We start from the raw sequence: 25,903 nt of genomic DNA, 5'->3' as shown, positions 1-25,903 counted from the left end.
CCGGCGCCCGTTTCAAGCATCGACATGAGGCACAGTGGGCATGAGCGGCCGCGATACCTTCTCCTTCGATACGAGCTGGGGCGCGCGTTATGCGCCCGAGGGCAGCCGCTTCCGTCTGTGGGCCCCGAGCGTCAAGAGCGTGGAACTTGCCGTCGCCGAAGCGGACAGCAACGAGCCTGATCACTACCAGCCGCTGGTGAAGACCGACGATGGGTGGTGGGAGACGATCGCCACGTCGGTCGGACCCGGCATGTCTTACGGTTTCCGCATCGACGGCGAGAGCCTGGTCGCCGATCCCGCCGCCCGCGCGCAGTCGGGCGACGTCCACTGGCTGTCGCGTCTCGTCGATCCGACCGCGCACCAGTGGCGTACGGCCGACTGGAAGGGGCGGCCCTGGCACGAATGCGTCTTCTACGAGCTGCATGTCGGCACCTTCACCGACGAAGGCACGTTCGACGCCATCATCCCGAAGCTCGACTACCTCCGCGACATCGGCATCACCGCCATCGAACTTCTGCCCATCGCCCAGTTCGGCGGCCAGCGCGGCTGGGGCTACGACGGCACGCTGCTCTATTGCCCGCATCAGGTCTATGGCGGACCGGAGGGGCTGAAGCGCCTCGTGGACGCTGCGCACGAGCGCGGCCTGATGGTGTTCCTCGACGTCGTCTACAATCACTTCGGGCCGGACGGGAACTACATCCCTTCCTATGTCCCGGAGTTCTTCCATGCGGAAATCTCGACCGCCTGGGGCGCGGCCATCGCCTATGACGAGAAGCCGGTGCGCGACTTCATGATCGAGAACGCGCTCTATTGGCTGACCGAGTACCGCATCGACGGTCTGCGCCTCGATGCGATCGACAGCATCAAGGACACGACCGACACGCCGCTCGTCAAGGAACTGGCGGCGCGGGTGCGCGAGGTGGTCGCGGACCGCCACGTCCACATCACGACCGAGGACGACCGGAACATCACCTGGCACATCGAACGGCGCGAGGACGGCACGGTGCCGCTGGTGTCGGGCGAGTGGAACGACGACTTCCACCACACCGCCCATGTTCTGGGAACGGGCGAGCAGGAAGCCTACTATCGCGACTACGACCCGCGCAGCACGGAGCAGATGGCCCGCGCCCTTGCGACGGGCTTCGTGTTCCAGGGCGACATGTCGGCGCATCGTGAGCGGGAGGTCGGCAACCCGTCGGCGCACCTGCCGCCGACCGCCTTCGTGAACTTCATCCAGAACCACGACCAGATCGGCAACCGGGCCTTCGGCGACCGTCTCCGCTCGCTCAGCAGCGCCCGGATCTACGACTGCCTCCAGTCGATCCTGCTCCTGTCGCCCCAGATCCCGCTGATGTTCCAGGGCGACGAGTTCGGCGACTGCAACTCCTTCTGCTTCTTTACCGATTTCGACGGCGAACTGGCGAGCGCCGTGTCGAAGGGGCGGAAGAAGGAATTCCGAAAGTTCGCGGCCTTCGAGGACGAGGAGGCCGCCGAGGTCTTCCCCGATCCCAATTCCGAACGCACCTTCGAGATCTCGCGCATCGACTGGGACCTCATCTCCCGCCCGATCCAGCGCCGCCGCATGCAGGTGACGACCAAGCTCCTGACCCAGCGACGCGATGTCCTGATGCCGTTGCTGGATGGCGCGCGGGGCGGCTGCGGCAAGGCCTTCAGCGACCGGCTTTCGCTCGTGGTCTCCTGGGAACTGCAACCGGGCCGGGTCTATCACCTCTTCGCCAACCTCTCCGACGACGCGTACACGCTTCCGGCGGGGCTGGACGCTGCAAAGATCGCCGACGCCGAAATCGTCTACACGAACCACAAGTCGGCACCCGGCGCCCTGGCCGAGGGAAGCCTGCCGGGAATGACCGTCCTCTTCGCGCTTTCGGACGTGCAGCTCTTTGCGGGATTGAAGTGATGGCGGACGGCTCGCTTGACCGGCTTGCCGAAAGCCACGGCATCCAGATCCGCTACAAGTCGGAGCTCGGCGAGGCGAAGGAGATCCCCGATGCCGCCAAATCGGCGCTTCTCAGCGCTCTGAAAGTCGATCCGGAGGAGGGCGAGACCGGCACGTTCGGTGATGCGGAGCATCGCCCTTCGCTCGCCTGCATGCTGCCGGAAGGCGCGGCCGCGCCGCGCCGATGGGGCGTCACCTGCCAGCTCTATGCCCTGCGGTCCGCGCGCAGCCTCGGCATCGGCGATTTCCAGGATCTCGGACACCTCGCCGAGATCGCGGCCGCGGAAGGGGCGAGCTTCGTCGGGGTCAACCCGCTGCACGCGCTCTTCCTGTCCGACGCCGGGCGCTACAGTCCCTATTCGCCGTCCACCCGCCGCTTCCTCAATCCCTTCTACCTCGCGATCGACGCGCTTCCCGGCGGCGCACAGGCCATCGAGCGCGCGCGGCGCGAAACGCCGGAGTCCTTCGAACGGCTGGATGGCGATCTCGTCGACTACGGCGCGATGGGCGCGCTGAAACATCGGCTCCTGCGCGCCGTGTACGGGGCGGCGCGCGACGGGCTGGCCGCGGACGAGGACTTCCGCGCCTATCTCGAAAAGGGCGGCGACGCGCTGCGCGACTTCGCCCTCTTCGAGGCGATCTCCGCCGACATGCGGGGGCAGGGTGGGAGCGCCGGCTGGCACGCATGGCCGGACGCGTTCCACAAGCGGTCGAGCGAGGCGGTGCGCGCCTTCGAGACAGGGAACGCCGACGCCGTGCGGTTCCACGAATGGCTGCAGTTCCAGTGCGATCGGCAGTTGGGCGAGGCGCAGCGCCGCGCGCGAGGCGCCGGCATGGCCATCGGCCTCTACCTGGACTTTGCGGTCGGCGTGTCCCCCGACGGAGCGGAAACCTGGGCCGACCCGGACCTCACGGTGCGCGAGGCGCGCGTCGGCTCGCCGCCCGACATGTTCAACTCGGACGGCCAGGACTGGGGCCTCGCGCCGCTCTCGCCGCGGGCGCTGGCGGAGCGCAACTATGCACCGCTCTCCTCGGCCTATGCAGCGCTGATGGAGCATGCCGGGGCCATCCGCATCGACCACGCGATGGGGCTCGCACGGCTCTGGTGGATCCCCGAGACTGCCCGTTCCGGCGGTGGCGGCTATGTGCGCTACCCCCTCGGCGCCATGGTGGATGCCGTGGCGCGCGTGTCGCAGGACATGCGCTGCATGGTGATCGGCGAGGATCTCGGCACCGTTCCCGAGGGCTTCCGCGACGTGATGCACGACGCCAACATCCTGGCCTACAAGGTTCTGTACTTCGAGCGCTGGGACGACGGGCTGTTCAAGTCGATCGACCAATACCCCGAGCGTTCGCTCGCCTGCATCTCGACCCATGACCTTGCGACGCTCGCCGGCTGGTGGCGCGGGGCCGACATCCGCTTGCGGTCCGAGACGGGGCGGCAGGACGAGGCCGCAACGGCGCGCGACCTCAAGGGTCGGGCGCGGGATCGGCGCACGCTCCTCGCCGCACTGGACCATGAAGGCCTCCTGCCGCCCGAATGGATGGCCGCAGCGCGAGGCGAGGGTGAACTGCCCGCCGACCTCGGTCTGGAGCTCGCGCTCGCGATCCATCGCTTCGGCGCGCGCACGGGTTCCATGCTCTTTGCCGTGCAGGTGGAGGACATGGTCATGGCCGAACGCCAGCCCAACCTGCCCGGCACGATGGACGAATATCCCAACTGGCGCATCCGATCCGAGGTGACCCTCGAGGATCTGGGCGCCGACACACGTTTCCAGGCGATGGCGCGCGCCATGCGCCAGGAAAGACCGGAGATCGCATGAGCCGACCCCTCGTCGCCACCTATCGTCTCCAGTTCCGGGAAGGCACCGGCTTCGGGGAGGCCGAGGGGCTGATCCCCTATCTCCGGACGCTCGGCGTCAGTCACCTCTACGCCTCGCCGATCTTCGCCGCCTCGCCCGGGTCGACCCACGGCTACGACGTCGTGGACTACAACCATTTCGAGGACGACCTCGGCGGCGACACCGGCTTCAAGAAGCTGTCGGATGCCCTGTCGTCGGCCGATCTCGGCCTGATCCTCGACTTCGTTCCCAACCATATGGGTGTCTCGCCGGCCAATGCCTGGTGGGAGGACGTCCTGCGCTGGGGGCAGGACAGCCATTTCGCGCAGACCTTCGACATTTCCTGGGAGGCCGAGAAGATCCTCGTTCCAACCCTCGGCAAGCCCTATGGCGAGGCGCTGAAGGACGGCGACCTGTCGGTGGTCTACAACGAGGAACGCCGGGAGTTGCGCTTCTCGGCCGGCGGCTACGAACTGCCGCTCGATCCGCGCACGCTCAGCCACGTCTTCGCCTTCGTCGATCACGCCGAGCGCGATCGCATGGTGCGGCGCTTCTCGGCGGCGGTCCCGGCGGACGGGGAGGAGTTGAACGAGCGCTTCGCCGAGCACGTGACCGATCCCACCTTCCTCGCCGAGCTGAAGCGCGGCGTCGAGGCGATCAATGCCGACAGGAACGCCCTTCATACGCTGCACGAGGCGCAGGCCTGGCGCCTCGCCTGGTGGCGCCTTGCGCGTGAGAAGCTGTCCTACCGCCGCTTCTTCGAGATCGCCGATCTCATCGGCGTGCGGCAGGAGATGCGCCGCGTTTTCCGCGAATCGCACCGCACGATCCTGCGTCTTGCGCGCGAGCGACGGCTCGACGGCATCCGCATCGACCATGTGGACGGTGTCGCGGACCCGAAGAACTACCTCGCCGACCTCGCTCGCGCTTTCGAGGCGATCGGGCGCGACGTGACGATCCACGTCGAGAAGATCCTCACCGGACCGGAGCGCCTGCGTCGATCCTGGAATATCGCCGGCACCACCGGCTACGAGTTCATCACCGCCTTGTCCGGCCTTTATGTCGACGCTTCGCAGGAAGAGGCGATGACGAAGGCCTATGCCGATTTCGTCGGGACGGAGGAGGACCTCCGACAGATGATCGTCGAGCAGAAGCGCCTGATCTTCAGCCACAACCTGGCGGGCGAACTGGCCTTCCTCACGGACGAGGCGCTCGCGGTGGCGGCGCGCGATCTCGACACTCGCGACTTCGGCCGGGACGCGATGACGCGCTCGATCGTCGAGGTTGCCGCCGCGCTGCCGGTGTACCGCACCTATGCCAGCGTCGACGGCGTGCCGGAGGCGGATATCCAGGTGATCGACGACGCGGTGGCGCTCGCCCAGAGCCGGCGCGAGGTGGAGGCCAACCGGCCCGTCGCCTTCGTCGGCAAGCTTCTCAAGCTTGACTTCGAGGACGGGCGCGACGTGACCGGTGCCTTGAACTTCGCCCGGCGCTTCCAGCAGACCACCGGCGCGGTGATGGCGAAGGCCGTCGAGGACACCACCTTCTATCGCTACAACCGCCTGATTGCGCTCAACGAGGTGGGTGGCGAGCCCGATCACTACGGCGCGGACGTGGCGGCGTTCCACGCAGAGATGGCGATCCGTCTTGAAGACCAGCCGGCGGGGCTGATGGCCTCCTCCACGCACGACACCAAGCGCGGCGAGGACGCCCGCGCGCGCCTCTACACGATCAGCGAGGCGCCCGAGCGCTGGGCCGAGATCGTGAAGACCGCCGCCGAAGCGATGTCGGCATGGCGCAAGGACGCGGGCGAGGGGCTCGTGTCGCCCGACCCGGCCACCGAATGGGGCTTCTATCAGGCGCTCCTCGGCGTCATCCCGGCCGACTTCGATCCGGCCGACGAAGCGATGCGCAAGGAACTCTCGCAGCGGCTCGTCGCCTTCGCGCAGAAGGCCGCGCGCGAGGCGAAGCGCTACACGACATGGACCGCACCGGACGAGGTCTACGAGGGCGCGCTGCAAGGCTTCGTCGAAGCGGCGCTGTCGAAGCGCGAGAGCGGCGACTTCCTCGAGGTGTTCTGGCGCGCCGTCCAGCCCTTCGTGGTGGCCGGCGCGCTGACGTCGCTGTCGCAGACGTTGCTCAAGCTGACGGCGCCCGGCGTGCCCGACATCTACCAGGGCACCGAGTTCTACGATCTCAGCCTCGTGGACCCCGACAACCGGCGCAAGATCGACTTCCGAGCCCGCGAGGCCGCGATGACGGACGGGCACGGTGTCGCCGAGACGCTCTCCGCCTGGCGGGACGGGCGGGTGAAGGCGAAGCTGACGGCCGCCGCGCTGAAGGCCCGCATCAAGGCCCCGGAGCTCTTCACCACCGGCCGCTACATGGCCCTGGAGGTGACGGGAGCGAAGAGCGACCACGTGGTCGCCTTCGCGCGGGCGGACGAGCAGGGGCGCTATGCGCTCGTGGTCGCGCCCCGTCTGGCGCTCGGGCTGCTCGGCGAGCGCGCGCAAACCCCGATGCCGGATCCCGCCGCCTGGGGCGACACGGCCGTGCGCCTGCCGTCGCAGCTGTCGGGTGCACGCTTCGAGGACATCCTCAACCTCAAGTCCGTCGCAGGCGCGCCCTCGCTGCCGCTCGCGTCCCTTCTGGCGGATCTGCCCGTCGCCCTGCTGATCGCCGACTGAGAAGCACCGGCGGCACGCACGCATGCGCGCCGCCGACCGCATACGAGTGGAGGAACCTGATCTCATGCCGATCCGCACCGTCGTCTGGAACGAGTTCCTCCATGAGCACGAGAACGCGGCCGTGCGTTCGATCTACCCCGACGGCATCCACCGCACGATCGCCGACGCGCTCGGCGCGGATGCCGAGATCGAGGCCAGCACCGCCACTCTGGAGGAGCCCGAGCACGGCCTGCCTCAGGCGCGGCTCGACGAGACCGACGTTCTGGTCTGGTGGGGACATAAGGCACACGGGCGCGTGTCGGACGAGATCGTCGACCGCGTTCAGCAGCGGGTGAACGAGGGAATGGGGCTGCTGGTGCTCCATTCCGGGCATTTCTCGAAGATCTTCAAGCGCATGATGGGCACGCCCTGTTCGCTGCGCTGGCGCGAGGCGGGCGAGCGGGAGCGGCTCTGGGTGATCAACCCCTCGCACCCGATCGCCCGAGGCATCGACCGGGCGATCGAGCTGCCGAACTCCGAGATGTACGGCGAGCCCTTCCTGGTTCCCGAACCGCTCGAGACCGTCTTCGTCTCCTGGTTCGAGGGCGGCGAGGTGTTCCGTTCAGGGCTCACCTATCAGCGCGGGGCCGGTCGGATCTTCTACTTCGAGCCCGGACACGAGACCTATCCGATCTACCATGACACGCAGATCCAGACCGTCCTGCGCAACGCGGTGCGATGGGCCTACAATCCGGCGAGGCCCTGGAAGGACGTGTCCGACGCGCCCAACGTGCCGGTCGAGGCGGCGCGAGAGAAGATCGTCAGGAAGGGCCTGTCGCTGCACGCGGCAGGCGAGGAAGGCTTCCGTTGAGTGGCGAGAAGCGCATCCTGATCCTCGGAACAGGGTCGATCGCGCATCGCCACGCCGAGCACTTCGCCGGCATTCCCGGCTGCCGACTGGTGGCGGCGGTCGATACCAACGAGGCGCGCGCGCGTCTGTTCGCCGACGAGCACGCGATCCCCGACGCCTTCGGCTCGCTCGACGATGCGATCGCCTGGGGAGCGTTCGACGCCGCCGTGAACTCGACGCCGGACGGGGCGCATAAAGCGACGAGCCTCCAGCTGATCGCAGCCGGCAAGCCGGTCTTCTGCGAGAAGCCGCTGGCCCTGAACCACCCGGACGCGCTGGAGATGACGCAGGCCGCGGAGTCCGCCGGCCTCGTCAACATGGTCAACCTCACCTATCGCAACGCCCATGCCATCCAGATGGCGCGGCGCATGGTGGAGGAGGGGCGCATCGGCACGGTCAGGCATTTCGAGGCCAGCTATCTCCAGAGCTGGCTCACCAGCCCGCACTGGGGCGACTGGCGCACGGACGAGCGTTGGCTCTGGCGCCTGTCCTCGGCTCACGGATCGAAGGGCGTGCTCGGCGACATCGGCATTCATATCCTCGACTTCGTCTGCTTCGGCACGACCTTGAGCGTCGCCGCGCTGCAAGCGAGGATGAAGACCTACGACAAGGCCGAGGGGGCCAAGATCGGCGCATATGCGCTCGACGTCAACGACAGCGTGGCGATGACGGTCGAGATGGAGAACGGCGCGCTCGGCACCATCCACATGACGCGCTACGCCACAGGCAAGCTCAACGACCTGAATCTCGCGATCTACGGCGAGACGGGGGCTCTGCGCATCTGGGCCAATCACGCGGACTCGCGCCTGGAAGCCTGTCTCGGAGCCGATATCGAAACGCAGACCTGGCGTGTCGTCGAATGTCCGGTCACCCCGCGCAACGAGCATCGCTTCGCCATGGCGCTGATGTCGGGCGACAACGGGCAGCCCGACTTTCGGCACGCGGCCGAGGTGCAGAAGCTGCTCGACATGTGCTTCGTGTCGGACATCGAGGGGCGCTGGCTTACGGTAGCGTGATACCTGTCGGCGCAAGTCGGCAACAACGGCGCATTCTTACCGCCGTCATCCGGATTTCATGCTTTCGCCGCAATGGCGAGGCCCCGCGAATCGTCATCACGCGGCATGCCAATCGGTAAGAGAAGATGATCGGAATCAGCCATTTGGCGTCGTTGCGGCGACGCACATAAACGGACTATCAACCGTCATGCGCGATGTTGCGCATGCCGACCGCCCTCAACACGAAAACGCGCCCTACGGGGCAGATGATCGCCAGATCGCGACGCCGGCTCGTCCCTGTTCCCGCACCCTCGAAGCCGCACTGCGATGCATACCGGAATCCTACTCGCCTTCCTGGCGTACCTCGCCTATTCCTGCTCGGACGCCGCCGCCAAGGCCCTCGGCTCCTCCTCGATGCCGGTCTTCGAAATCGGCTTCTTCATCTCCCTCTTCGCTCTTCTCCCGGCGCTGCTCTCCAAGCGGCCGGAAGACACGTGGCGCTCGATCGTTCGCCCGAAGCGCCCTTGGCTGGTGCTGGCCCGCATGGCCACCGGCACGATCGGCGGCATGACCGCGACCTACGCCTTCGTCTCTCTGCCGCTGGCCGAGGCCTATGCGCTCATCTTCCTGCTCCCGGTCTTCGTTGCGGTCCTCTCCGCGGTGTTCCTGAAGGAAGTGGTGGGTCTCGGGCGCTGGGCGTCGCTGCTCGGCGGCCTCGCCGGGGTGATCCTCGTCGTGCGGCCGGGCTTCAACGCGCTGACGCTCGGCCATCTGGCAGCGCTCATCTGCGCTTTCGTCGGGGCGCTCACGGTGATCATCCTGCGCACCCTCGGGCCGACGGAAAAGCGTCTGACGCTCGTCGGCGCGGTGCTCCTTGCGGCGGTCTGTGTGAACGGTGTCCTGATGATCCCGCACTTCGTGGTGCCGACGGTCGCGGACATGCCGATCCTCGTCTTCGGCGGGCTCTGCGCCGGCATCGGCCACATCACCATCGTGATGGCGGCCCGGATCACGCAGGCCAGCCAGATCGCCCCGACGCAATACAGCCAGATCGTCTGGGCGGCGGTGCTGGGCGCTCTGTTCTTCGGCGAGGTTCCGGACCCGATCGCCGTGGCCGGCATGGCCCTCGTCGGCTTCTGCGGCCTGTCGACGCTCAGCGGCGGCTCGTCCGGCGCGGCGACGCCTGCCCGCAGCTGGAGAACGCGCCTCCTGCGCGCCTGACGCGCTGGCGGCAGCCATTCCCGGCCTGATACGAGCCCGCCCGCGCCATGCGCCGGCGGGCTTCTTCATATCGAGGCTTTTGCATCGCGGTCGGCTCGGCCTATTGCCTCCGGCAGATCTGCTGCAGAGGGACACGCACGATGGCCAAGCTCATTCATTCGATGATCCGCGTTCGCGACGAAGCGCGCTCCGTCGACTTCTACGCCCGTGCCTTCGCGCTTGCCGTGGCCGAGCGGCTGGCGTTCGAGACTTTCACGCTGATCTACCTGTCGAACGCCGAGAGCGGCTTCGAACTGGAGCTGACGGTCAACAACGACCGCGCTGCACCCTACGATCTCGGCGATGGCTATGGCCATCTGGCGGTCAGTGTCGCCGATCTCGATACCGAGCATACGCGCTTCGAAGCCGAGGGCCTGTCGCCTCAGCCGATCCGCGTGCTGTCGCACTCGTCCGGCGGCGAGGCGCGCTTCTTCTTCGTGGTCGATCCCGACGGCTACCGGATCGAAGTCCTCGAGCGCGGCTGGCGGTTCGCCTGAACGAGCCTGCGCTCGATTGCCGTGACGCAGGCTGCTGCGCTGCCGTCGTGTTGCATTGCAACCGGCAGCGTTCTGTCGTTAGCTCGGCAACTGCAGTGGAAATTCGTTCCGGGGGGAAGCGTTCGTGCCCATCACCAAGATCCTTGTCGCCAATCGGTCAGAGATTGCGATCCGCGTGTTCCGCGCGGCCAACGAGCTGGGCTTGCGGACGGTGGCGATCTGGGCGGAGGAGGACAAGTACGCGCTGCATCGCTTCAAGGCGGACGAGAGCTACCAGGTCGGGCGCGGGCCGCATCTCGCACGAGATCTCGGGCCGATCGAATCCTATCTCTCGATCGAGGAGGTGATCCGGGTCGCCAGGGAGTCGGGCGCGGACGCCATCCATCCCGGCTACGGCCTCCTGTCGGAGAGCCCGGAGTTCGTCGATGCCTGTGCGGAGGCCGGGATCACCTTCATCGGCCCGACGGCGGACACGATGCGCCGCTTGGGCAACAAGGTCGCCGCGCGCAACCTTGCGGTGGAGGTCGGGGTGCCGGTGGTGCCGGCGACCGACCCGCTGCCCGAGGACATGGCCGAGGTCGCGCGCCTTGCCGAGACGATCGGCTATCCCCTGATGCTGAAGGCCTCCTGGGGCGGGGGCGGGCGCGGCATGCGCGCGATCCGCCAGCCGCAGGACCTCGCGCGCGAGGTGACGGAGGCCAAGCGCGAGGCGAAAGCCGCCTTCGGCAAGGACGAGGTCTATCTCGAAAAGCTCGTCGAACGCGCGCGCCATGTCGAGGTGCAGATCCTCGGCGACACCCATGGCACCGTCGTCGACCTCTTCGAGCGTGACTGCTCCATCCAGCGCCGCAACCAGAAGGTCGTGGAGCGCGCGCCCGCGCCCTATCTCGACGACGCCAAGCGGCGCGAGCTCGCGGCCTATGCGCGAACGATCTGCGCGGCGACGAACTACGTGGGCGCGGGCACCGTCGAGTTCCTGATGGATGCCGACACGGGCGCCTTCTACTTCATCGAGGTCAACCCGCGCATCCAGGTCGAGCACACCGTGACGGAGGTCGTCACCGGCATCGACATCGTCAAGGCGCAGATCCACATCCTCGACGGGCATGCGATCGGCACGCCGGAATCGGGTGTCCCCGCCCAGGAGGACATCCGCCTCAACGGCCACGCCCTCCAGTGCCGGATCACGACGGAAGACCCCGAGCAGAACTTTATCCCGGACTATGGCCGCATCACCGCCTATCGCGGCGCGACGGGCTTCGGCATCCGACTCGACGGTGGCACGGCCTATTCGGGCGCCGTGATCACCCGCTTCTACGACCCGCTTCTGGAGAAGGTGACGGCCTGGGCGCCGAGCCCCGGGGAGGCGATCGCGCGCATGCACCGCGCGCTGCGCGAGTTCCGCATCCGGGGCGTGGCGACGAACCTCACCTTCCTCGAAGCGATCATCACGCACCCGGCCTTTGCCGATAACAGCTACACGACGCGCTTCATCGACACGACGCCCGAGCTCTTTGCGCAGGTGAAGCGCCGCGATCGTGCCACGAAGCTCCTGACGTACCTTGCCGACGTGACCGTCAACGGACATCCGGAGACGCGCGGACGCCCAAAGCCGCCAGCGGACGCGAGGAAGCCGGCGGCGCCGCGCTTCGATGCCGCGATCCGGCCCGGCTCCCGCCAGAAGCTGGAGGAATTCGGAGCCAAGGGCTTCGCCGACTGGATGCTGGCGCAGGGCGAGGTGCTCGTCACCGACACGACCATGCGCGACGGGCATCAGTCGCTCTTGGCGACGCGCATGCGCACCCACGACATCGTCGGCATCGCGGACGCCTATGCCCGCGCGCTGCCGCAGCTTCTGTCGCTCGAATGCTGGGGCGGGGCGACCTTCGACGTCGCCATGCGCTTCCTCACCGAAGACCCGTGGGAGCGCCTTAGCGCCATCCGCGACAAGGCGCCCAACATCCTTCTCCAGATGCTGCTGCGCGGCTCCAACGGCGTCGGCTACACCAACTATCCCGACAACGTCGTGAAGCGGTTCGTGGCGGAGGCGGCACGGGGGGGCGTCGATCTCTTCCGCGTCTTCGACTGCCTGAACTGGGTCGAGAACATGCGCGTCTCGATGGACGCGGTGCTGGAATCGGGCAAGCTGTGCGAGGGCGCGATCTGCTACACCGGCGATCTCTTCGATCCGGCCCGCTCGAAGTACGACCTCAAGTACTACGTCGATCTCGCCAAGGAGATGGAGCGCGCGGGCGCCCATATCCTCGGCGTCAAGGACATGGCGGGGCTCCTCAAGCCGGCCGCAGCCCGCGTGCTGATCGGGACGCTGAAGGAGGAGGTGGGCATCCCCATCCACCTCCACACGCATGATACGTCGGGCATCGCGGCCGCGACGATCCTCGCGGCGGTGGATGCCGGCGTCGACGCGGTGGACGCGGCGATGGACGCGCTCTCGGGCAACACCTCGCAGGCCTGCCTCGGCTCGCTCAACGAGGCGCTGAAGGGCTCAGGTCGCGACCCCGGCCTCGACCAGGACGCGATCCGCCGCATCTCCTTCTACTGGGAGGCCGTGCGCAACCAGTACGCCGCCTTCGAGAGCGACCTGAAGGGGCCGGCCTCGGAGGTCTATCTCCACGAGATGCCGGGCGGCCAGTTCACCAACCTGAAGGAGCAGGCCCGCTCGCTCGGCCTCGACACGCGCTGGCACGAGGTGGCCAAAGCCTATTCCGAGGCGAACCTGATGTTCGGCGACATCGTCAAGGTGACGCCGTCCTCGAAGGTCGTCGGCGACATGGCGCTGATGATGGTGGCGCAGGACCTCTCCGTCGCCGATGTCGAGAACCCCTCGCGTGACATCGCCTTCCCGGAGTCGGTCGTCTCCATGCTGCACGGCGATCTCGGCCAGCCGCCGGGCGGTTGGCCGGAAGGGCTGCAGCGCAAGGCACTGAAGGGCGAGGCGCCGATCACCGCGCGCCCCGGCTCGCTGATCCCGGACGCCGATCTCGGCGCCGAACGGACGAAGATCGAGGAGAAGCTCGGCCGCACGGTCTCAAGTCAGGAGTTCGCCTCCTACCTCATGTATCCGAAGGTCTTCGCCGACTTCGCGTCTGCCGCCGAGACCTATGGGCCCGTCTCGACGCTTCCGACGCCGAACTACTTCTACGGCATCGAGACGGAGGAGGAGATCCTCGTCGATCTCGAGCCCGGCAAGACGCTGGTGATCCGCTGCCTCGGCTCGGCCGACACGGACGAGAAGGGCAAGAAGACGGTGTTCTTCGAGCTCAACGGCCAGCCGCGCCGCATCAAGGTGCCGGACCGCGCCAGGGGCAACGGCTCAGGGACCGCGCGGCCGAAGGCCGAACCCGGCAACGCCGCCCATGTCGCAGCCCCGATGCCCGGCGTCGTCTCGACGCTCGCCGTCCGCCCCGGCCAGAGCGTGAAGGCCGGCGACGTCCTCCTCTCCATCGAGGCGATGAAGATGGAGACCGCGCTCCATGCCGAAGCCGACGGCACCGTCGAGGCCGTACACGTGAAGGCCGGCGATCAGATCGACGCAAAGGATCTGCTCGTCGTCTTCCAGTAGGCGCCTGCTTGTCGGAATGAGCCCGGACTGATGCCGAGTTCATCCGGTTTGACCGAACGCGCATGAACGTGCATGGAGGGTCTCCGAACGAGGAGACGTTCCATGGGCGAGGCTTCGCCACATCTCTTGGCCGAACAGCGGCAGGCCGTGATCCGCGAATGGTTGAAGCGGGACGGCCGGGTGCTCGCGGTCCAGCTGGCCGCCAACTTCGGCGTGTCGGAGGACACCGTGCGCCGGGATCTGCGAGAGCTCGCCGCGCGCGACGAGTGCCGCCGTGTCTATGGCGGAGCGCTTCCGCCAGCGCCCGTGGATGGCTCGCTCAACGAGCGTCTCACACGGGATCGCTGTCGCAAGGTTCTTCTGGGTCGTGCGATCGCTCGCACGATCATGCCGGGTTCGTCGCTTTTCATCGATGCCGGTTCCGCGAATATGGCCGTGGCCCAGGCCCTGCCGGCGGATTCGGGGCTGACGGTGATCACCAACACCCCGTCCATCGCTTGCGCCCTGCAGGACAAGCGAGGCGTGTCCGTGGTGCTGCTCGGCGGGCGTCTCGATCCGGTCAGCGGCGCGTGCCTCGGGGCGCAGACGCTGCGCGAGGCGGAGCGGATGCGACCGTCCGTGCTGGTGCTCGGCGTGTGCGGCGTCGATGCGGGGGCGGGGGTCACCTCGCACGATCTCGAGGAGGCCGACCTCAAGGCGCTGCTGGCCGCACGGGCCGGCGAGATCGCCGTCGCCGTCACCAACGAGAAGATCGGCACCGCCGCATCGTTTCATGTCACCCCGATCGACCAGCGGGCGCATCTCTTCGTCGAGCACGATTGTCCGGTCGCAGCGCTGGAGCCCTTCCTGGCGAAGGGGGTGGCAGTCACCCGCGCCGATGCCGAAACCGCCGCCATTCGCCGCGCAAACGCGCGCACCCTTGAGGACACGACCCGATGACCGCCGACGCACTTCGTCCCGTATCCTGGCGGCATGCGTGGCCGCGCGAGCGGTTGGCCGTCTCTGCCGCCTTTCTCGCCAACGGCTTCGTGCTCGGGAACTGGACGCCCCAGATCCCGCTGCTGCAGCAGCGTCTCGGGCTTTCGGAAGCGCAGCTAGGCCTCATGATCCTTGCATTCGGTCTCGGCGCTGTCCTGGCGATGCCGCTCCTCGGCGCGGCGACCGCGCGCTTCGGCTCACGCCAGACCTCGCTCGTGATGCATGCGGTGCTCGCGATCTCTCTGCCCATCCTCGTCCTGGCGCCCAACGTCGCGACCGCCGGCCTCGCCATCCTTCTCTTCGGCGCGGCCATGGGCGGGATGGATGTCGCGATGAACGCCAACGCCGTGTCGGTGGAGCGGCAGCGCCCGCGCGCCATCATGTCGTCGTGTCACGGTTTCTGGTCGGTCGGAGGCTTCATCGGCGCCGCGACGGGCGGCTTCCTGATCGTGTCGCTCGGAAGCGTCGGGCACTTCGTCCTCGTCGCGGCGATCCTTCTTGCCGCACTCTGGCCGATCGGCCGGTCGATGCTGGAAGACCGCGACGCCGCGGAGACCACGGCAAGGGCGACGGACGGGAAGGGCACGCCGGGAGCAACCTCCGGCGCGCGGCTCGCCGTCATTGGCATCGGGGTCTGCGCCTTGTTCGGCATGGTACCGGAAGGGGCGACGATCGACTGGAGCGCGATCTACCTGCGCTCGGAGCTCGGCGCGGACGTCGCCATGTCGGGCTTCGCCTTCGCCGCCTTCTCCGCCGTCATGGCGCTGTTCCGGTTCCTCGGCGACGGCATCCGCGACCGGCTCGGCGCGGTCCGCACTCTGCGCCTCTCGGCGCTCGCCGGCATCGGCGCGCTGACCATCGTCGGGCTGGCGCCGAACCTGACCGTGGCGATCCTCGGCTTTGCGCTTCTCGGCATCGGCCTGTCGAACATCGCGCCGATCGCCTTCTCGGCGGCGGGCAACGTACCGGGGCTGAAGCCCGGCGTCGGCATCTCGATGGCGACGACGATCGGCTACTCCGGCATCCTGATCGCGCCCTCGGCGATCGGCTACCTCGCCGAGCATTTCGGCTTTCAGGCCGTGTTCCTAGGGCTCAGTGCCTGCCTGCTCGTGATCCTGGCGCTGTCGCCGCTGACTGGCGGCGCCGATCGGCCGCCGGAAGCCTGAAGGCCTCCGGCAACCGACGAAAAAGGCGTCAGATACGGCCGAGCAGGAGCAGGACGAGGACGACCACCAGCAGGAAGCCGAGAATGCCGCTCGGTCCATAGCCCCAGGACCGGGAATAGCCCCATCCCGGAAAGGCACCGATGAGGAGCAGGATGAGGATGATGAGGAGGATGGTTCCGAGAGACATACGCAACTCCTTGTGACGCGAGACCGGACGCCATCACAACGACGTTATGTCGCACCGGTTCCGCCGGCGCGACGCGCATGCACCGCGGTCAGATGAGCACCGTGACCCAGGCCATCACCACGACCGTGAAGAAGACGCCGAATGCGATGGCCGGGCGGTAGCTCCAGCCGCGCGACCACGGCCAGATCGGCAGGAGCGCGGCCAGCATGAGGAACGCGAAGAGGGCAAGGGCGGCGCCGGGTGGCATCGGATCTCCGGTTGGCTTGGGGGAACCCGTGGCCGCAATAGGGGCGTGGAGGAGGTCGGGCAAGCCCCGCGGCGCCGACCGTCACGGTCGCGACACGATGATCCTCTTTTCATGGACGAGACGAACGGCGATATAGGCCTCGACCCATCCTGCCGAGGCGCGCCGCACGGCTGCGCCCCGACTGATCCTTGAGACGGACCCCGATGACGCTGCAAGCCCCCGTCGACCCGGTTCTGGCCGATCCCCTTCCGCGCCGCCGGACGGTCGGCGTCGATGTCGGCGGCGTGGTGGTCGGCGGCCCGTCGCCCGTCATCGTTCAGTCGATGACCAATACGGACACGGCCGACGTGGACGCCACGGTCCGCCAGGTCGCCGAACTCGCCAAGGCGGGGTCGGAGATCGTGCGCATCACGGTGGACCGCAACGAGTCCGCCGCCGCCGTGCCGCGCATCCGCGACCGGCTCCAGCGCCTCGGCATCGACGTGCCGCTCGTCGGCGACTTCCACTACATCGGCCACAAGCTGCTCGCTGATCATCCGGATTGCGCGGCGGCGCTCGCCAAGTACCGCATCAATCCCGGCAATGTCGGCTTCAAGGACAAGAAGGACCGGCAGTTCGTCGAGATCATCGAAATGGCGATCCGGCACGACAAGCCGGTGCGCATCGGCGTCAACTGGGGCTCGCTCGACCAGGAGCTGCTGACGCGGTTGATGGACGAGAACTCCAAGCTCGCCAAGCCGCTCGGGGCACGGGCCGTGATGCGCGAATCGATCATTCAGTCGGCGCTGCACTCGGCGGCGCTTGCGGAGGAAACGGGGCTCGCGCGCGAGAAGATCATCCTCTCGGCCAAGGTCTCCAACGTCCAGGATCTCATCGCCGTCTACCGCGACCTGTCGCGTCGCACCGACCATGCCCTGCACCTCGGCTTGACGGAGGCCGGCATGGGGTCGAAGGGCATCGTCGCCTCGTCGGCGGCGCTCGGCATCCTCCTGCAGGAGGGGATCGGCGACACGATCCGCGTCTCGCTGACGCCCGAGCCCGGCGGCGATCGTACCAAGGAGGTACAGGTCGCGCAGGAAATCCTGCAGACCATGGGCTTCCGGCAGTTCATCCCGATCGTGGCGGCTTGTCCCGGCTGCGGACGGACCACATCGACCCTCTTCCAGGAACTCGCGGAGACGATCCAGACCGACATCCGGGTCAACATGCCGGTATGGCGCGAGCGCTATCCCGGCGTCGAGGCCCTGTCGGTTGCGGTGATGGGCTGCATTGTCAACGGCCCGGGCGAATCCAAGCATGCCGATATCGGCATCTCGCTGCCCGGCACCGCGGAGGTTCCGTCCGCGCCGGTCTACATGGACGGCGAGAAGGTGGCGACGCTGCGCGGCGCCAACATCGCGGCGGAATTCCATCAGATGGTGCTCGCCTATATCGATCGCCGCTTCGGGCGGCCCGCCGCGGCGGAATGATCCGGCGGGCCCTCCTGACACTTGCGGTCGCCGGCGCAGCGCTCGGGGCCGGAAGCGCGACGGCGGCCGAGCCGAAGGCGGACCCGCGCGTCGGGCAGATCTGCGATCTCATTGCCGAGAACGCGGCCGCCGTCGGCATGGTGCCGGACTTCTTCGCCCGGCTGATCTGGAAGGAATCACGCTTCGACGAGGGCGCGCGCTCGCCGGTCGGCGCGCAGGGCATCGCCCAGTTCATGCCCTACACCGCGAAAGAACGGGGCCTCGCCGACCCCTACGACAAGGAACAGGCCCTGCGTCATTCGGCGACGTATCTTCGCGACCTGCGCGCCGAGCTCGGATCCTGGGGCCTTGCCGCCGCGGCCTACAATGGCGGCATCAATCGCGTGAAGCGCTGGATGGCGTCGGGCGGGCGGCTTCCCTACGAGACCGAGGACTATGTCCTCTCGATCACCGCCCAGCCCGCCGCCTGGTTCCGCGAGGAGAAGCGGGAGGCGGAGGTCAAGCCGCTGGTGGCCGATCTCGAGTTCGCGGTCGCCTGCCGCCGGCTGCCGATCCTGCCGACGCGCGCGGTCTTCGCGGTGGCCGAAAGCGCGCCGATGCGGCCCTGGGGCGCGCAGGTCGCGGGTCACCCCAACGAAGCGATCGCGGTGCGCATCTATCGCAAGCTGCAGGACCGGTATCCCGGCGTCCTCGGCGGCGTCGAGCCGATCGTGATGCGAGCCCGGCCGATCTCGGGTCCTCGCCGGATCACCGCCGTTCGCATCGGCGCCAATTCGCGCAAAGAGGCGGACGCCTTCTGCGCGAAGTATCGCGGCGTCGGCGGCTCCTGCGTCGTCACGCGCAACCGGTAGTCTGCGCTGGGGCGTGTCGACGCTTGTCGTCTCTGCCCGAACGCCAGGTCAGAGCCCGACATGGCGCAGGGTCGCCATGGCGACGCAGCCCGCCGTCACGCTCGCCAGCACCGAGAGGCGCAGCGACAGAAGGCCGGCGGCGACGATCACCAGGCGTTCCGTCCAGCCGCCGTCGACGAAGACGGGGGTGACGATCGTGATGAGCATGGCGGGCGGCACGGCATCGAGGGCGGCCTCGACGCGCGGCGGAACGTGCTCGAAGCGCGACAGGACGAGATGGCCGGCGACGCGCGTGCCGTAGGTCAGGATCGCGGCGAGGATCGCGAGGAACCAGATCTCGGTCACGGCACGCTCCTCTCCGGCGGGGTGCGCAGGACGGCGGCTGCGATGCCGGCGAGACCGCCGATCGTCACGTGCCAGGGCGAGCCGAGCGTGAGGTAGACGACGACCGAGGTGATGGCCGAGACGACGAAGACGACGGCGAAACCGGCACGTCGCCGGAAACCGAGCGTCAGGGCCAGGAAGTAGATCGGCAGGAGGACGTCGAGACCGATCGCGCGCTGGTCGCCGATCAGCTTGCCGAAGGCGATGCCGGCATAGGTCGAGGCGAGCCAGGCGAGGTAGAGCAGCACAGCATAGGTGAAATAGAACCGCTTCGTCAGTGGTCGGTGCGCTGCGCGTTCCTCGGCGGCCGCGAAGATCGGATCGACCAAGAAATAGAAGGCGAGCGCCTTCTCGCCCGTGTTGAACCGCCCGAGCCGCCGCCCGAGCGAGGCGGAATACAGGACGTGGCGGAAGTTCAGCGCGACGACGGCGACAAGGATCGACCAGAGCGGCGTGCCCAGCGCCACGAGCTGCAGCACCACGAGCTGCGAGGCACCCGCGTAGATCGCCGCGGAAAACCCCATGGCCTGAAGCGTGGTCAGCCCGGCGTCCATCGCCAGCGCGCCGAACACCATGCCGAAGGGCGCGACGGCGATCAGGACGGGCAGCACCTGCCGAAGCCCGGCCGCGACTTCGGCCCCAGGCTCCACCTCGGCGTGGGACGAGGTCACTTGGCTCGCCACGCGACGAAGCGTGCGGTCTGGCGCAAGGTCTCGCCGCGCGTGCCGAAGGGGTCGAGCAGCGCCTCGGCCTCCGCCACCAGGCGATCGAGCTCGGCGCGCGTCCAGTCGATCCCGCGAAGGGCGGGCAGGGTCTTCTTGCCGCGCGCGGCATCCTTGCCGGCCGCCTTGCCGAGCGTCGCGGCGTCGGCGGTCTCGTCGAGAAGGTCGTCGGCGAGCTGGAAGGCGAGGCCGACGATCTCGCCGTACCGCCGCAGCGTCTTGCGCTCGGCGGGCGAGGCGCCTCCAACGACCGCGCCGGCCTCCGCCGCGAAGGCGATCAGCGCACCGGTCTTCATCGCCTGCATACGGGCGATCTCGGCCTCGTCCAGAGTCGCCGTCTCGGCCGCGAGGTCGAGCGCCTGTCCACCCGCCATGCCGGCCGCACCGGCCTCGCGCGACAGAAGGCGAATGAGCGTCAGCTGGGCGGCAGGCTCGATCGGCGCCTGCGTCTCGGCGACGAGGCCAAAGGCGAGCGTCAGCAACGCGTCGCCGGCGAGAATCGCCGTCGCCTCGTCGTAGGCACGGTGGACCGTCGGGCGGCCGCGGCGCAGGTCGTCGTCGTCCATGGCCGGCAGGTCGTCGTGGATCAGCGAGTAGCAGTGGATGCATTCGAGCGCCAAGGCGACCGGCGCGGCAAAGGCGGGGTCGGCTCCGAAGAGGGCGGCCGTCTCCTCGACCAGGAACGGGCGAAGCCGCTTGCCGCCGTCGAGCGTCCCGTGCCGCATGGCCGCGAGCAGCCGCTCGGGCGCGCCGGCGAGCAGGAAGGACGAGCCGGACAGGGCAGCGGCAAGCCCCGCTTCCAGGCGTTCTGCGGCTTCGCCGAGGCGCTTGTCGAGGGACGGGTCCACGGTCTGGCTCATCGGTTGCGTCTCGTGTCCTCGTGGTCGCTAACGGGGATGTGTGTGCCCATCATCGCCGCGGGCGGCAAGGGGGAAGCGGATGTGTTGCCGGGGTTTCCCAGGCTTTGCTATGAGAGGCGAGCGCCTTCCGCCCTCTCGCCCAAGACAGGACACGAATGATCCGACGCATGCTCCATGTCGCCGCGTTCGTGATCGTGCTTCTGGTCGCCATCCCCGCGCTTCTCGTGCCGATCTATGCGCTGCCGGTCGTTCGCCCGATCTCGACCCTGATGCTGGCCGAGCATTTCTCCTTCCAGCCCTTCGAGCGCGAGTGGACGCCGCTCTCGGAGATCGCCCCGGTCCTCGTACGCTCGGTGATGATGTCGGAGGACGGGCAGTACTGCTTCCATGGCGGAGTGGACTGGAGCGCCATGCGCACGGTGGTCGATCGGGCGATCGGCGACGGCGAGGCCGGGCGGGGCGCTTCGACGATCCCCATGCAGACGGTGAAGAACCTGTTTCTCTGGAACGGCCGGTCGTTCGTGCGCAAGGGCCTGGAACTGCCGCTGGCGCTCTATGCGGACCTCGTGTGGTCGAAGAGCCGGACCATGGAGATCTACCTCAACGTCGCCGAATGGGGGAACGGCATCTACGGCATCGGGGCGGCGTCGCGATACTACTTCAACCGCCCGGCGTCCGGGCTCACCGCGCGCCAGGCCGCCCTCCTGGCCGTCAGCCTGCCGGCGCCGCTGACGCGCGATCCCGCCAATCCGTCCGCCGGCTTGAGGCGTCTGGCCGGTACGGTGGAGGCGCGGGCGCGTGCGTCCGGCGACTATATCGGCTGCATTGACGGCGTGTAGTCCACGGATTTGGCGGCCGCCCCTTTGCAAACCGGGCCGAGTTTGCTATGGCGACCCACGATTTCCCGTCAGTGCGAAGGGCAGGATCGATCCGAGGTCACGGGTCGGGCGCCGGTCGTCGGTTCGGGAAGGGCCGGGCGCATGTCGCGCTGGCGGCCCGCCAAAGATGAACCCCTTGAACGGCTCGGGCTCCCCAGCGGATCCTCATGCCGGCGACCTGAACGGAGAGACCGATGGCCGTCCCCAAGCGAAAGACTTCCCCCTCCAAGCGCGGCATGCGCCGCTCGGCCGACGCGCTCGCCGCGCCGACCTACATCGAGGACAAGAACTCGGGCGAACTGCGCCGTCCGCACCACATCGACCTGAAGACGGGCATGTACCGCGGCAAGCAGATCCTGACGGTCAAGGAAAACGCCTGACCCGTCCGGCGGCGCTCCTCGTCGAGCGACGCCACGTATCGAAAAGGGCCGGACGCCTCGCGCGCCGGCCCTTTTTCTATGCGGTCGAGGCGGGCGCGAGTGCCGCGCCGGCCGCTCAGGCCTTCTTGGCGTCCAGCGCCTCCAGCCGGCGCTGCATCTCGGCGAGCTGATCGCGCATTGCGGACAGGTCGTCCTGGCTCGGCGGCGTTGCCGCAGATGCCGGAGCGGTGGCCGCGCCCTTCGCCCCGTTCGCGGCCTCGCCCAGCGCATTGGCCATGAACGGGTTGAACACGGCCATCGCCTCGCGGAACATCTCGGTGTTGCGGCGGACCTGCGTTTCCATCATCTGCAACGGGTTGGCCGCGGTGCCGCGAAAGCTTTCCTGCTCGCGCAGGAAGGCGGCCATGGATTGCTCGAGATAGGCCGGAACCACCATCTGCATCTGGTCGCCGTAGAAACGGATGAGCTGGCGAAGGAAGGTGATGGGCATCAGGTTCTGCCCGCCCTTGTTCTCCTGCTCGAAGATGATCTGCGTCAGCACGGCATGGGTGATGTCCTCGCCCGTCTTGGCATCCTGGACCACGAAGTCCTCGTTGCCCTTGACCATGGCGGCGAGGTTCTCGAGCGTGACGTACATCGACGTGCCGGTATTGTAGAGGCGCCGGTTGGCGTACTTCTTGATGACCGTCGGTTCGTTGTTGCGCGCCATCCACTCTCTCCCAACTCTGGCGGACGGCCGGCATCTCGTCCGTGCTGCCCCTGCGAAGACTTAGCCACAGTTTCGCGGCCTTTCCAAACGTTTCGCGGCGCACGTACGTGTTTGTCCGCAGGGCAGTCCGCGATGCTCTTTCGACGTCCGCTTCGAATGCGCCGGCGCCGGTCGGAACGGCATCGGGCAGCAACGCAATGCGGGGATGCCGCGTTTGACAGCCGGCAAAGCCGTCTGCGAGATAGGGCGGCTGGTGCGGCACGTCCGCGAGCATCCTGCGGAGGAAAGGCATTCCATGAGTTCTTCTGGACAGTCCATCGTCATCGTCGGCGCGGCGCGTACTCCCGTCGGTTCCTTCAACGGCGCTTTCGCATCGGTTCCGGCGCATGAACTGGGCGCCGCCGCCATCACCGCCGCGCTGGGTCGCGCCGGTGTCGAGCCGGGCGAGGTCGACGAGGTGATTCTCGGCCAGGTCCTCAGTGCCGGCGAGGGCCAGAACCCGGCCCGTCAGGCTGCCATGGCCGCGGGCGTTCCCAAGGAGGCGACGGCCTGGGGCCTGAACCAGCTCTGCGGCTCGGGTCTTCGCGCGGTCGCGCTCGGCCTCCAGCAGATCGCGGGCGGAGACGCGCGGATCATCGTGGCGGGCGGACAGGAATCCATGTCCATGGCCCCGCACGTCGCGCACATGCGGGCCGGCACCAAGATGGGCGATCTGAAGCTTGTCGATTCCATGCTCAAGGATGGACTGATTGACGCCTTCCAGGGCTACCACATGGGCAACACGGCCGAGAACGTCGCCCGCCAGTGGCAGATCACGCGCGACGAGCAGGACGCGTTCGCGGTCCGCTCGCAGAACAAGGCCGAAGAGGCGCAGAAGGCCGGGCGCTTCCGCGACGAGATCACGCCGTTCACGGTGAAGAGCCGCAAGGGCGACGTCGTGGTGGCCGACGACGAGTACATCAAGGCCGGCACCACGCTGGACAAGGTGCAGAAGCTTCGGCCCGCCTTCGACAAGGATGGCACGGTCACCGCCGGCAACGCATCGGGCATCAACGACGGTGCGGCCGTCGCCGTCCTCATGAGCGAGGCCGAAGCGTCTCGCCGTGGCTTGACGCCGCTCGCCCGCATCGTGTCCTGGGCGACCGTCGGCGTCGATCCGGCCGTCATGGGCTCCGGTCCGATTCCAGCCTCGCGCAAGGCGCTCGAAAAGGCCGGCTGGACGATCGACGATCTCGATCTCGTCGAGGCCAACGAGGCCTTCGCGGCGCAAGCCTGCGCGGTCAACAAGGACCTTGGCTGGAACCCCGACATCGTCAACGTGAACGGCGGCGCCATCGCGATCGGTCATCCGATCGGTGCGTCCGGCGCTCGCGTCCTCAACACGCTGCTGTTCGAAATGGCACGGCGCGACGCGCGCAAGGGCTTGGCGACGCTCTGCATCGGCGGCGGCATGGGCGTTGCCATGTGCTTCGAGCGCGGCTGATCCATCCGCCGGCCCGACGCCCCGCGGTTGCGGCGGGCCGGCATCCTCTTCGAAATGGGCATACGACGGCGGCTCTCGATGGAGGTCCCGCGAACCGTCGTGCATACCCGCTCAGCCGGTGGTGGCCGATGCGGGCCTATCGGGTATCGGTCAGGGAGGAAGTGAATGGCTAGGGTTGCAATCGTCACCGGCGGCTCGCGTGGCATCGGCGCGGCGGTATCGAAGGCGCTGAAGGAGGCGGGCTACAGCGTCGCCGCCAACTATGCCGGAAACGACGAGGCGGCGAACACTTTCAAGGCTGAGACGGGCATCGACGTCTTCAAGTGGGACGTGTCGGACTACGCTTCATGCGGCGAGGGCATCGCCAAGGTGGAAGCGGCGCTCGGGCCGGTCGACATTCTCGTCAACAATGCCGGCATCACCCGTGACGCCATGTTTCACAAGATGACCCCGGAGCAGTGGAGCCAGGTCATCGGCACCAACCTCACGGGCCTCTTCAACATGACGCGCCAGGTCTGGGAGGGCATGCGCACGCGCAAGTTCGGGCGTGTCGTCAATATTTCCTCGATCAACGGCCAGAAGGGGCAGGCAGGCCAGGCCAACTATTCGGCGGCCAAAGCCGGCGACATCGGCTTCACCAAGGCGCTGGCGCAGGAAGGGGCGCGTGCCGGCATCACCGTGAACGCGATTTGCCCCGGCTATATCGGCACGGAGATGGTGCGCGCGATCGACGAAAAGGTGCTGAATGAGCGCATCCTGCCGCATATTCCGGTGGGGCGTCTCGGGGAGCCCGAGGAGATCGCCCGAAGCGTGCTTTATCTCGTGGCCGAGGAAGCCGGGTTCATCACCGGATCGACCCTCACCGTCAACGGCGGCCAATACTTCCACTGAGCCTTCTGCCGCGTCTCGCACATCGACGGGAGGAACCGAAGCGTTCCTCCCGTGTTCTTCCCCCCGATATGGGGCGCGCGATCGTCTGGAACCCAAAGCGCCCGTCTAGTTCGTGGAGGATTCCTCATGATCCGCAAGCATCTCACCATCGCCATCCTGGCAGCCGCATCCATCGCCAGCGCCGCTCCGGCCATGGCCCAGGGCATCGAAATCGGCCGTGACGGCGTTCGCCTCGTCGATCCGAACCGCCGTGACGACATGCGACGCGACGACATGCGTCGCGACGACCGGCGGGGCCGCGAGATCGGCGAGCGCGACGCGGTGCGCATCGCCCGCGCCGAGGGCGTGCGCGAGGTCGATGACGTGCGTCGCACCAGCCGGTCCTATCGCGTGATCGGCACCGACCGTCGCGGCGACGATATCCAGGTCGACATCGACCGCCGCTCGGGTGACGTGCTCGGCGTTCGCTGATCGCCATTTCTCGAAAGCATGATGGGCGAGCCGCAATGTCTGCGGCTCGCCCTTTTTTTGCGGTGCCGTTTCCTCGGTCTTGAAGCTGCCACGCGGTGCGGCAACTCTGGTGCTCTGGGACATCGTTCGATGAGATCTCGATGACGAAGCCGTTTCGCCTTTCCCTTGCCCTCGCAGCCTGCCTCGTTGCGGCCACGGCGCCCGCCGTGGCGCAGTCGCTGGAACTCGGCCCCAATGGCCTGCGTGTCGCGCCCGACACCCGTCGCGGCCCGGACTACGACTACGATTACGACCGTCCGCCACCGCGTCGCGGACCGCCGGGCATCAGCGAACGTCAGGCTGCGCGGATCGCCCGCAGCGAGGGCATGCGCGAGATCGACGACGTCTTCCGCCAGCGCCGCACCATCCGCGTCGAGGGCGCCGACCGGCGGGGAGACGACATGACCGTGATCATCGACGGCCGTACGGGCGACGTGATCGACGTGCGCTGATCCGCGCGGCGGGGAGTTTGCGTTTCG

24 protein-coding genes are annotated in these 25,903 nt (G+C 67.9%); 18 read left to right on the top strand and 6 right to left on the bottom strand.

All coding sequences use genetic code 11. From position 1 onward, the window contains the following. Positions 1 to 40 precede the first annotated feature (40 nt). The 10 genes from treZ to AUL34_RS02165 all read left to right on the top strand — a co-directional run bounded on the left by treZ (position 41) and on the right by AUL34_RS02165 (position 15,853). A complete protein-coding gene (gene treZ, locus AUL34_RS02210; protein WP_082653084.1) occupies positions 41 to 1,918 on the top strand; it encodes a malto-oligosyltrehalose trehalohydrolase in 1,878 nt (625 codons plus the stop codon). Beyond that, the gene (malQ, locus tag AUL34_RS02205) at positions 1,918 to 3,780 is read left to right on the top strand and encodes a 4-alpha-glucanotransferase (protein WP_061930437.1); all 1,863 of its coding nucleotides are present in this window, start codon (positions 1,918 to 1,920) and stop codon (positions 3,778 to 3,780) included. Before treZ ends, malQ begins: the two co-directional genes overlap by 1 nt. Continuing rightward, positions 3,777 to 6,485, top strand: a complete 2,709-nt coding sequence (gene treY, locus AUL34_RS02200; protein WP_061930434.1) for a malto-oligosyltrehalose synthase — start codon at positions 3,777 to 3,779, stop codon at positions 6,483 to 6,485. Before malQ ends, treY begins: the two co-directional genes overlap by 4 nt. Positions 6,486 to 6,549: 64 nt before the next feature. Beyond that, complete coding sequence (locus AUL34_RS02195; RefSeq protein WP_061930431.1) at positions 6,550 to 7,335, top strand: ThuA domain-containing protein; 786 nt, start codon at positions 6,550 to 6,552, stop codon at positions 7,333 to 7,335. Beyond that, the gene (locus AUL34_RS02190; protein ID WP_061930428.1) at positions 7,332 to 8,390 is read left to right on the top strand and encodes a Gfo/Idh/MocA family protein; all 1,059 of its coding nucleotides are present in this window, start codon (positions 7,332 to 7,334) and stop codon (positions 8,388 to 8,390) included. Before AUL34_RS02195 ends, AUL34_RS02190 begins: the two co-directional genes overlap by 4 nt. A 306-nt stretch (positions 8,391 to 8,696) precedes the next feature. Then, positions 8,697 to 9,590 carry a DMT family transporter gene (locus tag AUL34_RS02185; protein WP_061930425.1) on the top strand — a complete coding sequence of 298 codons (894 nt, stop codon included), beginning with the start codon at positions 8,697 to 8,699 and terminating at the stop codon, positions 9,588 to 9,590. A 140-nt stretch (positions 9,591 to 9,730) separates the two neighbouring features. Continuing rightward, complete coding sequence (locus tag AUL34_RS02180) at positions 9,731 to 10,126, top strand: VOC family protein (protein WP_061930422.1); 396 nt, start codon at positions 9,731 to 9,733, stop codon at positions 10,124 to 10,126. 124 nt (positions 10,127 to 10,250) lie between these two features. After that, a complete protein-coding gene (gene pyc / locus AUL34_RS02175) occupies positions 10,251 to 13,709 on the top strand; it encodes a pyruvate carboxylase (protein WP_061930419.1) in 3,459 nt (1,152 codons plus the stop codon). Positions 13,710 to 13,811: 102 nt separating this feature from the next. Continuing rightward, positions 13,812 to 14,648 carry a DeoR/GlpR family DNA-binding transcription regulator gene (locus AUL34_RS02170; protein ID WP_061930416.1) on the top strand — a complete coding sequence of 279 codons (837 nt, stop codon included), beginning with the start codon at positions 13,812 to 13,814 and terminating at the stop codon, positions 14,646 to 14,648. Continuing rightward, complete coding sequence (locus AUL34_RS02165; protein WP_061930414.1) at positions 14,645 to 15,853, top strand: MFS transporter; 1,209 nt, start codon at positions 14,645 to 14,647, stop codon at positions 15,851 to 15,853. Before AUL34_RS02170 ends, AUL34_RS02165 begins: the two co-directional genes overlap by 4 nt. A gap of 28 nt (positions 15,854 to 15,881) precedes the next feature. Here the strand turns inward: AUL34_RS02165 and AUL34_RS21770 are convergent, their stop codons facing one another. Then, positions 15,882 to 16,040, bottom strand: a complete 159-nt coding sequence (locus tag AUL34_RS21770) for a DUF3309 family protein (RefSeq protein WP_082653083.1) — start codon at positions 16,038 to 16,040, stop codon at positions 15,882 to 15,884. 88 nt (positions 16,041 to 16,128) lie between these two features. Continuing rightward, positions 16,129 to 16,287: a DUF3309 family protein gene (locus AUL34_RS21765; RefSeq protein WP_082653082.1), complete on the bottom strand. Its 159-nt coding sequence runs from the start codon at positions 16,285 to 16,287 to the stop codon at positions 16,129 to 16,131. Between the two features lie 203 nt (positions 16,288 to 16,490). On the opposite strand from AUL34_RS21765, the gene ispG reads away from it, so the two are divergent. Beyond that, on the top strand, positions 16,491 to 17,756 hold the full coding sequence (gene ispG / locus AUL34_RS02160) for a flavodoxin-dependent (E)-4-hydroxy-3-methylbut-2-enyl-diphosphate synthase (protein WP_061930413.1): 1,266 nt from the start codon (positions 16,491 to 16,493) through the stop codon (positions 17,754 to 17,756). Further along, a complete protein-coding gene (locus AUL34_RS02155; protein ID WP_061930409.1) occupies positions 17,753 to 18,607 on the top strand; it encodes a lytic transglycosylase domain-containing protein in 855 nt (284 codons plus the stop codon). The genes ispG and AUL34_RS02155 overlap by 4 nt, the downstream gene beginning before the upstream one ends. Positions 18,608 to 18,655: 48 nt before the next feature. On the opposite strand, the gene AUL34_RS02150 is transcribed toward AUL34_RS02155, so the two are convergent. Genes AUL34_RS02150 through AUL34_RS02140 form a run of 3 tightly spaced genes read right to left on the bottom strand, consistent with a single transcriptional unit; the run spans position 18,656 to position 20,573 of the window. After that, on the bottom strand, positions 18,656 to 18,952 hold the full coding sequence (locus AUL34_RS02150) for an AzlD family protein (protein WP_061930405.1): 297 nt from the start codon (positions 18,950 to 18,952) through the stop codon (positions 18,656 to 18,658). After that, a complete protein-coding gene (locus AUL34_RS02145; RefSeq protein ID WP_244492411.1) occupies positions 18,949 to 19,662 on the bottom strand; it encodes an AzlC family ABC transporter permease in 714 nt (237 codons plus the stop codon). The genes AUL34_RS02150 and AUL34_RS02145 overlap by 4 nt, the downstream gene beginning before the upstream one ends. Beyond that, the gene (locus tag AUL34_RS02140) at positions 19,659 to 20,573 is read right to left on the bottom strand and encodes a polyprenyl synthetase family protein (RefSeq protein WP_061930402.1); all 915 of its coding nucleotides are present in this window, start codon (positions 20,571 to 20,573) and stop codon (positions 19,659 to 19,661) included. The genes AUL34_RS02145 and AUL34_RS02140 overlap by 4 nt, the downstream gene beginning before the upstream one ends. A gap of 155 nt (positions 20,574 to 20,728) precedes the next feature. On the opposite strand from AUL34_RS02140, the gene AUL34_RS02135 reads away from it, so the two are divergent. Continuing rightward, positions 20,729 to 21,412: a biosynthetic peptidoglycan transglycosylase gene (locus tag AUL34_RS02135; RefSeq protein ID WP_061930399.1), complete on the top strand. Its 684-nt coding sequence runs from the start codon at positions 20,729 to 20,731 to the stop codon at positions 21,410 to 21,412. A 233-nt stretch (positions 21,413 to 21,645) separates the two neighbouring features. Then, entirely contained in the window at positions 21,646 to 21,831 is a 186-nt protein-coding gene (rpmF, locus tag AUL34_RS02130; RefSeq protein WP_061930396.1) for a 50S ribosomal protein L32, read from the top strand. 115 nt (positions 21,832 to 21,946) lie between these two features. Here the strand turns inward: rpmF and phaR are convergent, their stop codons facing one another. Beyond that, positions 21,947 to 22,540 (bottom strand): polyhydroxyalkanoate synthesis repressor PhaR, encoded by a 594-nt coding sequence (gene phaR, locus AUL34_RS02125; RefSeq protein WP_061930393.1) that lies wholly within the window; start codon positions 22,538 to 22,540, stop codon positions 21,947 to 21,949. Between the two features lie 295 nt (positions 22,541 to 22,835). Here phaR and AUL34_RS02120 point away from each other — a divergent pair, with 295 nt between their 5' ends. The 4 genes from AUL34_RS02120 to AUL34_RS02105 all read left to right on the top strand — a co-directional run bounded on the left by AUL34_RS02120 (position 22,836) and on the right by AUL34_RS02105 (position 25,876). Next, on the top strand, positions 22,836 to 24,023 hold the full coding sequence (locus AUL34_RS02120) for an acetyl-CoA C-acetyltransferase (RefSeq protein ID WP_061930390.1): 1,188 nt from the start codon (positions 22,836 to 22,838) through the stop codon (positions 24,021 to 24,023). Between the two features lie 165 nt (positions 24,024 to 24,188). Beyond that, positions 24,189 to 24,914, top strand: a complete 726-nt coding sequence (gene phbB / locus AUL34_RS02115) for an acetoacetyl-CoA reductase (protein WP_061930387.1) — start codon at positions 24,189 to 24,191, stop codon at positions 24,912 to 24,914. Between the two features lie 126 nt (positions 24,915 to 25,040). Then, positions 25,041 to 25,385, top strand: coding sequence for a hypothetical protein (locus AUL34_RS02110; protein ID WP_061930384.1), 345 nt, complete (start codon positions 25,041 to 25,043; stop codon positions 25,383 to 25,385). Between the two features lie 140 nt (positions 25,386 to 25,525). Further along, positions 25,526 to 25,876, top strand: coding sequence for a hypothetical protein (locus tag AUL34_RS02105; RefSeq protein ID WP_061930381.1), 351 nt, complete (start codon positions 25,526 to 25,528; stop codon positions 25,874 to 25,876). Positions 25,877 to 25,903 lie beyond the last annotated feature (27 nt).

It is taken from the genome of Aureimonas sp. AU22 (genome assembly GCF_001463745.1).
Lineage (GTDB): Bacteria > Pseudomonadota > Alphaproteobacteria > Rhizobiales > Rhizobiaceae > Aureimonas.
This window is presented reverse-complemented; position numbering and strand designations above follow the sequence as displayed.

What these genes read in the sequence shown, in the direction of transcription:
- AUL34_RS21770 (WP_082653083.1), bottom strand. Translation starts at nt 16,040, where the DNA reads ATGTCTCTCGGAACCATCCTCCTCATCATCCTCATCCTGCTCCTCATC.
- ispG (WP_061930413.1), top strand. Translation starts at nt 16,491, where the DNA reads ATGACGCTGCAAGCCCCCGTCGACCCGGTTCTGGCCGATCCCCTTCCG.
- phaR (WP_061930393.1), bottom strand. Translation starts at nt 22,540, where the DNA reads ATGGCGCGCAACAACGAACCGACGGTCATCAAGAAGTACGCCAACCGG.
- AUL34_RS02120 (WP_061930390.1), top strand. Translation starts at nt 22,836, where the DNA reads ATGAGTTCTTCTGGACAGTCCATCGTCATCGTCGGCGCGGCGCGTACT.
- AUL34_RS02105 (WP_061930381.1), top strand. Translation starts at nt 25,526, where the DNA reads ATGACGAAGCCGTTTCGCCTTTCCCTTGCCCTCGCAGCCTGCCTCGTT.
- AUL34_RS02170 (WP_061930416.1), top strand. Translation starts at nt 13,812, where the DNA reads ATGGGCGAGGCTTCGCCACATCTCTTGGCCGAACAGCGGCAGGCCGTG.
- AUL34_RS21765 (WP_082653082.1), bottom strand. Translation starts at nt 16,287, where the DNA reads ATGCCACCCGGCGCCGCCCTTGCCCTCTTCGCGTTCCTCATGCTGGCC.
- AUL34_RS02195 (WP_061930431.1), top strand. Translation starts at nt 6,550, where the DNA reads ATGCCGATCCGCACCGTCGTCTGGAACGAGTTCCTCCATGAGCACGAG.
- AUL34_RS02165 (WP_061930414.1), top strand. Translation starts at nt 14,645, where the DNA reads ATGACCGCCGACGCACTTCGTCCCGTATCCTGGCGGCATGCGTGGCCG.
- AUL34_RS02180 (WP_061930422.1), top strand. Translation starts at nt 9,731, where the DNA reads ATGGCCAAGCTCATTCATTCGATGATCCGCGTTCGCGACGAAGCGCGC.
- phbB (WP_061930387.1), top strand. Translation starts at nt 24,189, where the DNA reads ATGGCTAGGGTTGCAATCGTCACCGGCGGCTCGCGTGGCATCGGCGCG.
- malQ (WP_061930437.1), top strand. Translation starts at nt 1,918, where the DNA reads ATGGCGGACGGCTCGCTTGACCGGCTTGCCGAAAGCCACGGCATCCAG.
- rpmF (WP_061930396.1), top strand. Translation starts at nt 21,646, where the DNA reads ATGGCCGTCCCCAAGCGAAAGACTTCCCCCTCCAAGCGCGGCATGCGC.
- AUL34_RS02135 (WP_061930399.1), top strand. Translation starts at nt 20,729, where the DNA reads ATGATCCGACGCATGCTCCATGTCGCCGCGTTCGTGATCGTGCTTCTG.
- AUL34_RS02155 (WP_061930409.1), top strand. Translation starts at nt 17,753, where the DNA reads ATGATCCGGCGGGCCCTCCTGACACTTGCGGTCGCCGGCGCAGCGCTC.
- AUL34_RS02140 (WP_061930402.1), bottom strand. Translation starts at nt 20,573, where the DNA reads ATGAGCCAGACCGTGGACCCGTCCCTCGACAAGCGCCTCGGCGAAGCC.
- treZ (WP_082653084.1), top strand. Translation starts at nt 41, where the DNA reads ATGAGCGGCCGCGATACCTTCTCCTTCGATACGAGCTGGGGCGCGCGT.
- AUL34_RS02185 (WP_061930425.1), top strand. Translation starts at nt 8,697, where the DNA reads ATGCATACCGGAATCCTACTCGCCTTCCTGGCGTACCTCGCCTATTCC.
- treY (WP_061930434.1), top strand. Translation starts at nt 3,777, where the DNA reads ATGAGCCGACCCCTCGTCGCCACCTATCGTCTCCAGTTCCGGGAAGGC.
- AUL34_RS02110 (WP_061930384.1), top strand. Translation starts at nt 25,041, where the DNA reads ATGATCCGCAAGCATCTCACCATCGCCATCCTGGCAGCCGCATCCATC.